This window comes from Frankia sp. ACN1ag (genome assembly GCF_001414035.1).
GTDB classification, from domain to species: domain Bacteria; phylum Actinomycetota; class Actinomycetes; order Frankiales; family Frankiaceae; genus Frankia; species Frankia torreyi.
Genome location: NZ_LJPA01000010.1, coordinates 43,626 through 56,393 on the forward strand (window position 1 = coordinate 43,626; position 12,768 = coordinate 56,393).

10 protein-coding genes are annotated in these 12,768 nt (G+C 72.2%); 4 read left to right on the forward strand and 6 right to left on the reverse strand.

Features of this window, described 5'->3' with window-relative positions; genetic code table 11:
- Positions 1–82: 82 nt before the first annotated feature.
- Positions 83–1,159 carry a phosphotransferase family protein gene (locus tag UK82_RS10880; RefSeq protein WP_055407080.1) on the reverse strand — a complete coding sequence of 359 codons (1,077 nt, stop codon included), beginning with the start codon at positions 1,157–1,159 and terminating at the stop codon, positions 83–85.
- 89 nt (positions 1,160–1,248) lie between these two features.
- Here UK82_RS10880 and UK82_RS10885 point away from each other — a divergent pair, with 89 nt between their 5' ends.
- The 4 genes from UK82_RS10885 to UK82_RS10900 all read left to right on the forward strand — a co-directional run bounded on the left by UK82_RS10885 (position 1,249) and on the right by UK82_RS10900 (position 6,613).
- Positions 1,249–2,346, forward strand: a complete 1,098-nt coding sequence (locus UK82_RS10885) for a TIGR03857 family LLM class F420-dependent oxidoreductase (protein WP_055407036.1) — start codon at positions 1,249–1,251, stop codon at positions 2,344–2,346.
- Positions 2,347–2,495: 149 nt separating this feature from the next.
- Positions 2,496–3,941 (forward strand): aldehyde dehydrogenase, encoded by a 1,446-nt coding sequence (locus tag UK82_RS10890; RefSeq protein WP_044886482.1) that lies wholly within the window; start codon positions 2,496–2,498, stop codon positions 3,939–3,941.
- 124 nt (positions 3,942–4,065) lie between these two features.
- On the forward strand, positions 4,066–5,193 hold the full coding sequence (locus UK82_RS10895) for an NDMA-dependent alcohol dehydrogenase (RefSeq protein WP_044886453.1): 1,128 nt from the start codon (positions 4,066–4,068) through the stop codon (positions 5,191–5,193).
- 157 nt (positions 5,194–5,350) lie between these two features.
- Positions 5,351–6,613, forward strand: coding sequence for a cytochrome P450 (locus UK82_RS10900; protein ID WP_044886452.1), 1,263 nt, complete (start codon positions 5,351–5,353; stop codon positions 6,611–6,613).
- An 808-nt stretch (positions 6,614–7,421) separates the two neighbouring features.
- On the opposite strand, the gene UK82_RS10910 is transcribed toward UK82_RS10900, so the two are convergent.
- From UK82_RS10910 to UK82_RS10930, 5 genes are all read right to left on the reverse strand, one after another.
- Entirely contained in the window at positions 7,422–7,889 is a 468-nt protein-coding gene (locus UK82_RS10910; protein ID WP_044886450.1) for a hypothetical protein, read from the reverse strand.
- A 400-nt stretch (positions 7,890–8,289) separates the two neighbouring features.
- Positions 8,290–9,036 carry a trans-aconitate 2-methyltransferase gene (locus tag UK82_RS10915; protein ID WP_055407038.1) on the reverse strand — a complete coding sequence of 249 codons (747 nt, stop codon included), beginning with the start codon at positions 9,034–9,036 and terminating at the stop codon, positions 8,290–8,292.
- A 127-nt stretch (positions 9,037–9,163) separates the two neighbouring features.
- Positions 9,164–10,093 (reverse strand): PaaI family thioesterase, encoded by a 930-nt coding sequence (locus UK82_RS10920; protein WP_044886448.1) that lies wholly within the window; start codon positions 10,091–10,093, stop codon positions 9,164–9,166.
- 7 nt (positions 10,094–10,100) lie between these two features.
- Entirely contained in the window at positions 10,101–11,300 is a 1,200-nt protein-coding gene (locus tag UK82_RS10925; RefSeq protein ID WP_044886447.1) for an acyl-CoA dehydrogenase family protein, read from the reverse strand.
- Positions 11,301–11,377: 77 nt separating this feature from the next.
- Positions 11,378–12,484 (reverse strand): CaiB/BaiF CoA-transferase family protein, encoded by a 1,107-nt coding sequence (locus UK82_RS10930; protein ID WP_055407039.1) that lies wholly within the window; start codon positions 12,482–12,484, stop codon positions 11,378–11,380.
- Between the last annotated feature and the right edge of the window lie 284 nt (positions 12,485–12,768).

The window sequence follows — 12,768 nt, forward strand, 5'->3', positions numbered from 1 at the left end:
TGCTGCACGCTAGCAGGAGGCAGAGCAACTTTCTAACGCTGCTGTCATGTCTCTGCGGGCGGCCGTCCCCGGGTGGCGCTGCTCAGGCGGCGACGCGGTCGAGGCCGCGACGGATCATCCTGATGGTGCGGCGGGCGTAGGCGGAGGCGACCCGTTCCGGCAGCCCGCCGCTCGTCATCAGCAGCACGCCGAGGCGGCTGTTGATCAGCGTCATCACGGTGGCGGCGAGCAGTTCGTAGTAGTCGATGTGCTCCACCGGCCGGCCGGACAGCTCCTGGTAGCGGGCGATGATCGCGGCCCGGTCGGGCACGCCCTCCAGGCGGGTCAGCCGCTGTGCCTCGCAGAGGAAGTCCTCGAACATCAGCCACCAGCCGAGGTCGATGCCGGGCGGGCCGACGGTGGCCGTCTCCCAGTCGAACATCGCCCGCACGGACAGGTCGGCGCCGAAGCTGATGTTGCCGACCCGGGCGTCGCCCCACACGATGCCGGCGGAGGAGTCGTCGGGGCGCTCGCGCAGCAGGTGGTCCACGGCGGCGGCGACGGTCTCGGGCTCCCAGCGCAGGCTCGGCTGCGCCCAGGTGTGCCAGTCGCGCAGCCCAGCCAGGTAGCGGTCGAGCGCGGTGCCGGTGCCCGCGGGCGTCAGGAAGTCGAAGCCGTCGCGCACGTCGATGCGGTGCAGCGCGACCAGGGAGGCCAGCGCGTTGTCGTGCATCAGGGTCCGCTGCGCCGGGCTGAGTTCGACCGTCCAGCCCTCGGCGTGCCAGCTCGGGACGTCGCCGGGCACCCGGCCGTCGACCCGGCCCATCAGGTAGAACGGCGAGCCCAGCACGGTGGGGTCGGGCTCGATATACCAGATGGTCGGCACCGGCACGCCCGGGTGAGGGGCGAGCGCCTGCATGATCCGGGCCTGGCGGACCGCGTCGGGGGTCACGAAGAGCTGGTGGCCGGTGGGCTCGATGCGCAGGACGAGGTCCTCGCCGCGACGCGGGCCGTCCGGCGGGGTCCAGGCCAGGTGCAGGTAGAGGGTCTCGTTGGAGTAGCCGGCCTTCGGCGAGGTCAGGGGCGAGATCTCCACGTCGGTGGCGCCGTGCCGGTCCCGCAGCCACCCCCGCAGGACCTCCCGGGTCGCCTCGAGATCCCGCTGTGCCGTGGTGGCCATCCTGACTCCTTCCGCCCGCGTGTCCCGGTTGCCGACCGCCCGGACCGGCTGATCGCCCAAATACTAGACACGGATGTCAGAATAGGGGCATGACGACGAACAGGGACCGCGATCTGACCGGTGCTGCCCGGGTGGCGGACCGCCTCGGCGCCTACGTCCTGCCCGGCCGGGTCGCGGATCCGCGGCCCGCGATCGGCCAGGCGCAGACCGCCGAGCACCTCGGGCTCGGCACCGTGTGGCTCAGCGAGCGGTGGGGGACGAAGGACTTCGGCGTGCTCGCGGGCGCCATCGGCCAGGCCACCAGCCGGGTGCGCATCGCCTCGGGCATCACCCACTTCCTCGTGCGCCACCCCGTCGTGCTGGCCTCCACCGCGATGACGGCCCAGGCGCTCAGCGGCGGGCGCCTGACGCTGGGCTTCGGGCGTTCGGTCGGCCCGATGTGGAAGGCCGTGGGCCTGCCGGCGATGACCAACCAGGTGCTCGTCGACTCCGCCGACATGCTGCGCCGGCTGTGCCGGGGGGAGAAGGTCTCCTACGACGGTCCCGCCGGGCGCTTCCCGGTCATGCGCCTGGGTGACCTGCCCGACGTCGCGCCGCCGGAGCTGGTGTTCGCCGCGATCGGCCCGAAGAGCCTCGCGCTCGCCGGGGCGCACTTCGACGGCGCGCTGCTGCACCCCTTCCTCACCCCGGAGGCCGTCGCCCGCTCGGTGGCGATCGTGCGCAAGTCCGCGGCCGAGGCGGGGCGCGATCCGTCGACAGTGAAGGTCTACGCCACCGTCGTGGTCGCCCCCGACCTCACGCCCGAGGAGGAGACGGCCGTGGTCGGTGCCCGCGCGGTGACCTACTTCCAGATCCCGGGCTTCGGCGAGCGGCTGGCCGGGGTGAACGAGTGGGGCGTCGAGCCGCTGGCGGCGCTGCGCTCCCACCCGCTGATGGCCGGCCTGCGCGGGTCCGCCGACAACGTCTTCACCCGCCACCAGCTCCTCGACGTCGCCGGCACCCTGCCCCCGTCGTGGCTGACCGACGCCGCCGCGGTGGGCTCCGCGAGCGAGTGCGCCGCCCGCCTCGACGACTACCTCGACGCCGGCGCCGACGAGTTGGTCCTGCACGGGTCCACCCCGGAGCTGCTCGGCCCGGTCCTGCAGCACTTCGCCGCGCGAACCCCGGCGAACACGGCCGGTGCGTAGTCCGCGCGGGTACTGTTTGCACATCGGTGACATGAACGCCAGAATTAAGTGATCATACGGTCGGGCGGGAGCCCGGGCGTCGTCCTCCTCGGGCCGGTCCGGTCGTGGCCCGGCCGCCCGACCTGATCATCAGTGGGAAAGAGACCTCCTTGTACACCCACGAGAATCTCTTCATCGGTGGCTGGGTGCCGCCGGCCTCGTCCCGGGTGATCGACGTGTTCTCCCCGGCGACCGAGGAGCCGATCGGGCGCGTGCCGAGCGCCTCGATCGCCGACGTCGACGCGGCGGTGGCCGCCGCCCGCGGCGCCTTCGACGCCGGCCCCTGGCCGGCTCTCGACCCGGCCGAGCGCGCGCAGATCGTCGGCCGGCTCGGCAAGGCGATCCGGGCGCGCGCGGAGGAGTTCGCCGATCTCATCTCCGCGGAGGTCGGCTCGCCGCGGGCGTGGTCGACCATCGGTCAGGTCGGGATCGCCACCGCCGTGTTCGCCACCTACAGCGGCATCGGGCGCAGCCACGAGTGGGAGACGACCCGCAAGGGCGGCTTCGGCGGCCCGGTGCGGGTGCGGCAGGTGCCCGTCGGCGTGGTCGGCGCGATCGTGCCGTGGAACGCGCCGCTGTTCGTCGCCGCGCTCAAGCTCGCCCCGGCCCTGCTGGCCGGCTGCACCGTCGTGCTCAAGCCGGCCCCCCAGACCCCCCTGCACACCTACCTGCTCGCCGAGGCGGCCGAGGCGGCGGGCCTGCCCCCGGGCGTGCTGTCCATCGTTCCCGGCGAGGCCGCGGCCAGCGAGCATCTCGTTCGCCACCCCGGCGTCGACAAGATCAGCTTCACCGGGTCGACGGCCATCGGCCGCCACATCGGCGAGCTGTGCGCGCGCGACCTGCGCCGCTGCACACTGGAGCTCGGCGGCAAGTCGGCGGCGATCCTGCTGCCCGACGTCGACCTCGGCGCGGGCACGGTCGAGGCGATCGTCGGCGGGGCGATGTCCAACGGCGGGCAGATCTGCGTCTCCCAGACCCGCGTGCTCGCCCCCCGCGACCGCTACGACGAGGTCGTCGACGCGCTCGGCACCCGCATCGGTGCGCTGCGGGTCGGCGACCCGAGCGACCCCGCCACCGAGGTCGGCCCGCTGATCTCCAGCCAGGCCCGCGAGCGGGTCGAGGGCTATCTGAGCTCCGCCGAGGCCGACGGCGCCCGCCTGGTCACCGGCGGCGGCCGGCCCAAGGGCCTCGACCGCGGCTGGTACGTCGAGCCGACCCTGTTCGCCGGCGTGGACAACGGCATGCGCGTCGCCCGCGAGGAGATCTTCGGCCCGGTCATGGTCGTGATTCCCTACGACGGCGTCGACGACGCGGTGCGCATCGCCAACGACTCCGACTACGGCCTGGCGGGCGCGGTGTGGACGACCGACATCGCCGCGGGGGAGGCGGTCGCCGGCCGCATCCGCGCCGGCGGCGTCGGGGTGAACTCCAGCGCCGGCATGGACCTCGGCAGCCCGTTCGGCGGGTTCAAGCAGTCCGGCATCGGCCGCGAGGGCGGTCCGGAGGGACTGGCGGCCTACACCGAGTACCAGTCGATCATCCTGCCGGCGGGGTGACCCCCCGGCGGCCCGACCGGCCGCCCCCCAGCACCGAACCACCGGCCAGCACCGGACCACCGACCAGTACCGGACCCACCGACCAGCATCGGACTGCCGGTAGCGACGAGAGGACCACACGACAGTGCAGACCAAGGCCGCGGTGCTCTGGGAGCCGAACGCCCCGTGGGCGGTCGAGACGATCGAGCTCGACCCGCCCAAGCACGACGAGGTGCTGGTCGAACTCCACGCCTCGGGCATCTGCCACTCCGACGAGCACCTCGTCACCCGCGACATGCCGTTCCGCATCCCGTGCATCGGCGGGCACGAGGGCGCCGGGGTCGTGCGCGAGGTCGGTGCGCACGTGTCCTGGCTGAAGCCCGGTGACCACGTCGTGTTCGGGTTCATGCCGTCGTGCGGGCGCTGCCCGTCCTGCTCGACCGGCCACCAGAGCCTGTGCGACCTCGGCGCCAAGCTTTACAGCGGGCGGCACATCTCCGACGACGGCTACCGCCACCACGCCAAGGGCGAGGACATCTCCACCGCCTGCCTGATCGGGTCGTTCGCCCACCACACGGTGGTCAACGAGGCCAGCGTCATCAAGATCGACAACCACTACCCGCTGGACCGGGCCTGCCTGCTGGGCTGCGGGTTCGTCACCGGCTGGGGCTCGGCGGTCTACGCCGCCCAGGTCCGCCCCGGCGACGCCGTGGTCGTCGCCGGGGTCGGCGGCATCGGCGGCGCGGCCATCCAGGGCGCGAAGCTCGCCGGTGCCAAGGTGATCGTCGCGATCGAGCCGGTCGAGACGAAGAAGGACAAGGTCCTCGAGCTCGGCGCCACCCACGTCGCGACCTCCTGGCAGGAGGCCCCCGCCGTCGTCGCGGAGGCGACCTGGGACCGCGGCGCCGACGTGTTCATCTGCGCGATGGGCGTCGGGGACGGCAAGCTGGTCAAGAAGGCCCTGCGGATGACGGCCAAGCGGGGCACGCTTGTCGTCACCAACATCCACCCGGCGACGGAGACGTCCATCGACGTGAACCTGATGGACCTGACGCTGACCGAGAAGCGCATCATCGGCACGCTCTACGGCTCGGGCAACCCGCGCGCCGACATCCCCAAGCTGCTGGAGCTGTCCAGCGTCGGCCAGGTCGACCTCGACGTGATGGTGTCGCGGACCTACCCCCTCGACGACATCAACGACGCGTTCGACGACCTGCGCGCGGGCACGAACCTGCGGGGCGTGCTGCGCTACCCGGCCGCCGACGCCGCCTGATCCGGCACCCGCCTCACCGCCCCCTCGAGCTCGCCGCCCCCCCAGCTCGCCGCCACTCAAGCTCGCCGCCCCAGCTCGCCGCCACCCGTCCGAACGACCACCGGAGCGCGCCGCATCCGTCCCGCGGTGCCGCCGCACAGCACGAGGAGAACCGGCCATGAGCCTGATCGCTGACGTCGACCTGGACGATCTCGACTGGTGGACCCGGCCCGCGGCCGAACGCGACGCCTACTTCGCGAGCGTGCGCGCGTCCGGGGAACGCCCGTACTTCCCCGAACTCGACCTCGCCGGCAACGTCCGGGGCCGCGGCTTCTACGCGGTGACCCGCTACGCCGACGTGATGGAGGTCAGCCGCCGGCCGGAGGACTTCTGCTCCGGGCAGGGCACCAACATCTTCGACCAGCCGTTGGACCTGCGGGAGTTCTTCGGCTCCATCATCGCGATGGACAACCCGCAGCACGCCCGGCAGCGTCGGATCATCTCCCGCGGGTTCACCGCGAAGAACCTGGAGGCGCTGCGCGCCAACGTCGGCGAGGTGACCCGGGAGGTCCTCGGGACGGTGGCGGAGAAGGGCGAGTGTGACTTCGTCACCGAGGTCGCCGCGCTGATCCCGCTGCGCATCGTCAACGACATGATGGGCATCCCGCGCAGCCAGGAGCAGTTCATCTTCGAGTCGACGAACAAGCTGCTCGGCGCCAGCGACCCCGAGTACGTCCCGGACCAGAGCCCGCGTGGGGTCGCGAAGAACCTGTCCCGGGTCGGCGACGACTTCGCCGAACTGCTGCGCGAGCTCGCCGCCGACCGGCTGAAGAACCCCGGCGACGACCTCATCAGCCTCCTCGTCGCCGCCGAGGGCGACAACCTCACGGCGCAGGAGCTCGCCTCCTTCTTCATCCTGCTGGTCGGCGCCGGCAACGAGACCACCCGCAACGCCATCGCGCACGGCCTGCTCGCGCTCACCCAGAACCCCGACCAGCGGGCGCTGTGGGCCGCCGACATCGACGGCGTCACGCCGACGGCCGTCGACGAGGTCGTCCGCTGGGCGTCGCCGGTGCTGCACATGCGCCGCACCGTCACCGCCGACGGGGTGCGCCTCGGCGACCAGGAGTTCCGCGAGGGCGACAAGCTCGTGCTGTGGTACCGCTCGGCGAACCAGGACGAGTCGGTGTTCCCCGACGGCACCCGGTTCGACGTGCGCCGCGACCTCACCCCGCCGCACCTCGGTTTCGGCGCCCCCGGCCCGCACTTCTGCCTGGGCGCGCACCTCGCCCGCCTCGAACTGGCCGTGGTGTTCAAGGCGCTGTTCGAGTACCTTCCTGACATTCACGCCGTCGAGGAGCCGCAGTTCCTGCGGACGAACTTCCTCCACGGCATCAAGCACCTCAAGGCCGCCTACACCCCGACCACGGTCCGCGCCTGACCGCCCTCGAGGCGCCTGCAATGCCACCCACACCCCTGGAGGCCGCGTGAGCCATTCCCGCGAAGAAGTGGAAGCAGCATTCAAGAACTACTACTTACTCGGGCCGGTCGCCGAGNATTGGAAGCGCTGGGCACACGAGTGCTTCACCGAGGACGCCTGGTACAAGGACCACTACTGGGGCACCTTCAACGGCCAGGACGAGATCGAGGAGTACCTCGACGTCACCATGTCCTGGTCGCCGGGCACCTACACGCCGATGATCTGGTACAAGATCGACGGTGACACGGTGGTCTGGAAGGGCATCAACTGGGCCGACAACTACAAGGTGCCCGGCGGCCCCAAGGTCGGCGCCGAGTCGATCCAGATTCTGGAGTACGCCGGCAACGGGCAGTTCAAGTCCGAGGAGGACTACTGGATTGCCTACGAGATGAAGCGTTTCGGCAAGTGGTACGCCGAGTTCGGCCAGCCGTACACGCCCGGCGACATCAAGCTGACCCGCGACGACTGGGGCACCTGGGTCGACTGGGCCCGCCCCGAGCCCGGCCACGTGCCGCGCCCGTCGTGGGTGGACCGCCCGGGCCTGAAGCCGACGTTCAACGTCAAGGAGATCGGCTTCGGCGTGCGTAACCCGACGATCGACGACCCGATCGAATAGCCCGCCCCCGGCCGGGGCACCGTCCTGCGGTGCCCCGGCCGTCGCGCGGGCGGACCAGGGCATCGCGGTCTGGGCCATGGCCGGCCGGGGCACGGCGAACCGTCCGGGTCACGGCATGGCGCGCGGGCGGGACTGTCCGCGGCGCGGGTCCGGTCAGTCCGCGGGGAGCACGCTCAGCCCGGCCGACCACAGCGGCAGCGGCGGCGGCGGGCAGGGATGCTCGACGATCCCACGTTCGGCGAGGTACATGCGCCAGGCGGCCTTGTCCAGGAACGGGTGCCCGACGCCCATGATCACCCCGTACATCTCGCAGCCCTCGGGCCCGGCCTCCCAGGGGCCGAAGGTGTCGCCGTACTCCAGCATGATGTGCGAACCGGGGCCGCAGACATGCGTGCCGTCCGAGACCTGCCCGCGGGTGACGAAAATCGAGTGATCCCCATGATGTCCGTGCCGAGGCGTGATCGCGCCGGGATCCCACTTGTTGTAGAAACACACGTAGCGCGGCGAAAGCTGGATCCATGCCTCCTGGATCCGCGCGATCCGCCCGTCCGGATACTCCAACCGGGTCACGTCGAACCAGTGCGCGTCATCCAGGAATTTGACAATCGGTCCACCGTGCATCGCCCGACCCCGCTTTCCGCGGCAACAATGTCGAATGTGTTCGCATATTAGCGCGTGGTATTGTTCGCGACCAGGGATCCGGTCATCCGCCCGCCTGTCCGTGCCGTAGTCGGGCGCAGCGCGTCATGACCGCCGCTCCGACGGGGAGGGGCCCGTAGCAGTGACAGGCCGGCGGGTCAGGGCCGTCCCCGAGGTCGTCGTCGAGAACCATGGGTCGACGGTAGAACAACACATCCCGGATGTCGAACACATGTTCGTACGCTGTGAGCGGAGACGACACAGGAACCACGGCGGTGGAAGCCGGCGGGATAGGCGGACGTGGCCGGGACATGGCCGGGATGTGGCCGTCCGTCATGCGGCCGTAGGAGGGGTCGGTGTCCGGGTCGCGGCCGGGCAACGGTCAGGTGCCGGCTCGGGTGGCGCGGACCTGGAGACGGACGTAGTCGACGACGGGTTCCGGGAGGCGGGCGGTGATCGCGTCGACGAAGGCCACCCGCTCATCCTCGGGGAGGAGGTCGAGGTGTGCGCCCAGCATCACCGTCGCCAGGAAGCTGCTGAGCTGCTCGCCCTGTTCGAGTCGGGCGGGATCTGGCGTCAGGGTCACCTCGAGGTCGGTGAATTCCGCGGCGAGCAGGCGGCGTGTGGTGTCCTCGACGCCGGCGAAGTTCCAGATCCGGGGCGCGTCCGGCAGCACCTCGTTGATGGCGTGGACGATGCTCGCGACGTTGCCCTGGCCGCCGCATTCGAAGGCGAGCTGGGCCCCGGGCCGCATGACCGCGGCCAGATTCCTGAAGACCGTGTCGTGATCGGGCAGCCAGTGGAAGGCGGCGACGCTGACGACGGCGTCGACCGAGGTGTGGACGGGCAGCGGCTTCAGCAGATCGGCCTGGATCACCTCGACGCGGTCGAGGCGGTCGGCGAGACGGGCCCGTAGCTGGCCGAGCATGGCGGCGGAGCCGTCCAGGGCGATCACGCGCCCGTCGGGCAGCAGGTCGAGCAGGGCGCTGGTGTCGCGCCCGGTGCCGCAACCGGCATCGAGGACCGTCTCGGCGCCGGTCAGGGTGAGTCGGCCGAGCGTCTTCTTACCCCAGAACAGGTGGGGGAGAGGCAACGAATCGTAGGTGCGGGCGTCCCACTCGCGAGGCATGGCCCAACAGTAGCCAGAACGTCACGAACGGTCGGCGTGCCGCAGCGTCGGGCATGGCCACAGCAGCCCCGCCGCGCCGCGCCGCGCCCGGCGCCGATGGATGCACCGGGCGGCGGCGAGGTCGGGGTCAGAACACCGGGGTGCCGCGCTCGCGGGTGATGGTGGCCAGGGTCGCGGGTTTGCCGGACGGACCCGCCGTCGTCACCCGGTAGAGCGAGACCGTGCGGCCGCGGTGGACGAGCTCGGCGGTGGCGGTGACCTCGGCGGCGAGGTCGGCCGGGCGCAGGTAGTTCACCCGGATCGCCGTCGTGCGCTCCGGCACCGCCGGGTCGGCGAGCGCCTCGGTGGCGAGCTCGGCGGCGCAGAACAGTATGCCGCCGTGCACCGTGCCGCCGCCGTTCTCGAACGCCGGGTTGGCGGGCAGGAGGAACCGGCCCAGGTCACCGTCGCGCACGGGGCCGGCGATGGCCGCGTCCCCGGCGTCGGCCCGGGTGAGGGCCGCCAGCAGCGAGTGGTGCGCGGCCGGCGGCAGCATCTGCGGCTCGCCGTCGAGGTAACCCGCGGCCGTGCCCGGGATGCTGACGAAGCGGCAGCGGCCGATGCCGACGGCGATCAGCCGGCCGGCGTCGTCGCGGACCTCGCAGCGGGCCGTCCCGCCGGCGGGATCCCGTCCGAGCAGCTCGGCGCTGGCCGTCAGCAGCCCGCCGGACCACGGCGGGGGGCCGACGACGTCGACGGAGAGCTCGGCGGTGACCGAGTGGGAGTTCTCCGGCCGGGCGTCGTAGACCTCCATCCCGATCGCGGAGTCCACCAGGACGCCGAGCGAACCGATCGTCGCGACGCCGTCGGGCCCGTCGAGCCACGGGCCAAGCTGCATCGTGACGCGCACGCCGCGCTCGTCGCGGATCACCTGGCTCAGCCGGAAGCGGCTTTCGGCGTACTCCCGTGCCGGCAGGGCGACCCCGACCGGGGCGAGCTGCGCGGATTCGGCGCGGGCCGCCGGGACGAGGCCGCCCGCGGACGCGTCGGCGGGCAGCGAGGTTCCGGTCTCGGTCATGCGCGCGTCACCGGAGCAGCTCGCGGGCAATGATCATCTTCTGGACCTCGGAGGCGCCCTCGCCGAGGCGCTTGACCCGCAGGTCGCGGAACCAGCGCTCCAGCGGCATCTCCTTGGACAGGCCGAGCGCGCCGAACATCTGCACGCAGCGGTCCAGGACCCGGTAGGCGGCCTCGGTGCCGTACATCTTGCACACCGACGCGTCGACCCGCACATCCTTGCCGAGGTCGGCGTTCCAGGCCGCCTGGTACATCAGCAGACGGGCGGCGCGCAGCTCCACCTCGCTGTCGGCGATCATCCACTGGATGCCCTGCTTGTCGGCCAGCCGGGAGCCGAAGACCTCGCGCTGCTTGACCCAGTCGATCGCCATCCCCAGCGCCTGCTGGGCGATGCCGATCGGGCCGGCGGCGTAGGCGATGCGCCCGGAGACCAGGAACTGCGAGGCGAGCCGGAAGCCCTGCCCCTCCTCGCCGATCCGGTTGGCCACCGGGATCCGGACGTTGTCGAAGTGCAGCTCGTACGGCGCGTAGGAGGTCATCACGTCGATCGGGAACTTGGTCAGCCCCTCGACGTCGTTGGGCAGGATGAAGCAGGTGATCCCGTCGCGGCGGCCCGGCTCGCCGGTGCGCGCGTAGAGCACCCCCCAGGCCGCGGAACCGGCGTGGGTCGTCCACATCTTGGTGCCGTTGATGACGTAGTGGTCGCCGTCGCGCTCGGCGCGGCAGCGGATCGCCCGCGCCGGGTCGGAGCCGCCGGACGGCTCGCTGATCGCGGTGAACGCCCGGCCCGCCTTACCCTCGATGATGGGACGGGCGTACGTCTCGAACTGCTCCTGGGTCGCGGAGAACATCACCGTCGGCGGATTGCCGCCGAACGCCCCGCAGGCCGGGAAGAACGCGCCCATCCGGCACTTCGCCGCCTCTTCGGCGACGACGACCTGGCCGAGCACGCTCAGCCCGGCACCGCCGAACTCCGCCGGCGTCTGCAGCGCCCACAGGTCAGCCGCGCGGGCCTTGGCCTGCAGTGGCTTCAGCAGCTCGGGCGGCAGGCCGGCCGCGTCGTGGGGGAGCGTGTCCTCCAGCGGGCGGACCTCGGTCTCCATGAACCGGCGCACCGTGTCGGCGAGCATCCGGAACTCGTCCGGGAGCTCCCAGGCGCCGGTGGGGAACGTGTCGGAGCCGCTGGACGGCGCTGCCGTTACGGACACGGCGCCTCCTTCGTTGTCTGGTCGAGATCGAGGTCTGAGGTCGAGATCGAGATCGGGCTCGGGGGCGTGGCGGGGGATCAGGTCCACCCGGCCAGGACCTCGGCCACGGTGACCGCGGCGCGCGGCGGAACCCGCGGCGCGGCGGGGACGCTGCGCGAGAACCGCGGCGCGGGGGCGGGCTGGGTCACGCCGGCCACGTCGATCAGGATCTCCCGGGCGGCCATGTGCGGGTGCGCGGTGGCCTCGTCGAAGTCCAGCACCGGGGTGACGCAGGCGTCGAGGGGATCGAACACAGCCGCCCACTCGTCGCGGGTGCGCCCGGCGAAGGCCTTGGTGAACGCCTCGCGCAGCTCCGGCCAGCGGGCCCGGTCGTCCTGGCCGGGCAGCGCGGCCGGGTCGAGGCCGAGGCCGGTGACGAACGTGGCGTAGAAGCGGGGTTCGAGCGCGCCGACGGCCATGTAGCGCCCGTCGGCGGTCTCGTAGACATCGTAGAACGGCGCGCCGGTGTCGAGGCGGTTGGAGCCGCGCTCGTCGTTCCAGCGGCCACGCCCGCGCAGCCCCCAGACCATGTGCGCGAGCAGGCTCGCGCCGTCGACGATGGCGGCGTCGATGACCTGGCCGCGCCCGGAGCGTTCCCGCTCGACCAGCGCGGCGAGGACACCCACCACCAGGTAGGTGGAGCCGCCGCCGAAGTCACCGACCAGGTTCAGCGGCGGCACCGGCGGCTCGCCGGCGCGGCCGACCGCGTTGAGCACGCCGGTGATCGACAGGTAGTTGATGTCGTGGCCGACCCGGTCCGCCAGCGGTCCCTGCTGGCCCCAGCCGGTCATCCGCCCGTAGACCAGCCGCGGGTTGCGCCGCGCGCAGTCCTCCGGGCCGAGGCCGAGGCGCTCAGTGACGCCGGGGCGGAAGCCTTCGATCAGCACGTCGGCGCCGGCGATCAGGTCCAGCACGCCGTCGCGGGCGACGGGGTCGCCCAGGTCGGCTTCGACGAGGCGGCGCCCGCGCTGCACCGGCTCGGCCGGCACCCCCGGCGCCGGCACGGAACCCGGCCGGGCCACCCGGACCACGTCCGCGCCCAGGTCGGCGAGCATCATCGCCGCGTGCGGGCCGGGGCCGATCCCGGCGAGCTCGACAACCCGGATGCCGGCGAGTGGGCCCGCGGCGCTCGTCCCTTCGGGCAACGCCCGTCCCTCCTCCTGGTTCCCGCCGTGCGCGACTGGCGGGATCGTCGCCGGCGGCCTTCGCCGGCCAGCTGGGTGTCCAGAGCGGCTCGACAGAGCTCATCTGACACTCTGTTTATAGCATCAGCGGCCCGCTGCAGGCATTTTATGATCTTCAATGGGGTGTGGTTCTGGCATCGCCGTCGACGACCAGGGCGCAGCCGGTTCCGGCTCGCTACGCGCGGTCCGAGGCTCATGCGTCGGCGGCGCCTGTGCAGGGGAGAACACCCGGCCGGGTCCTGTCC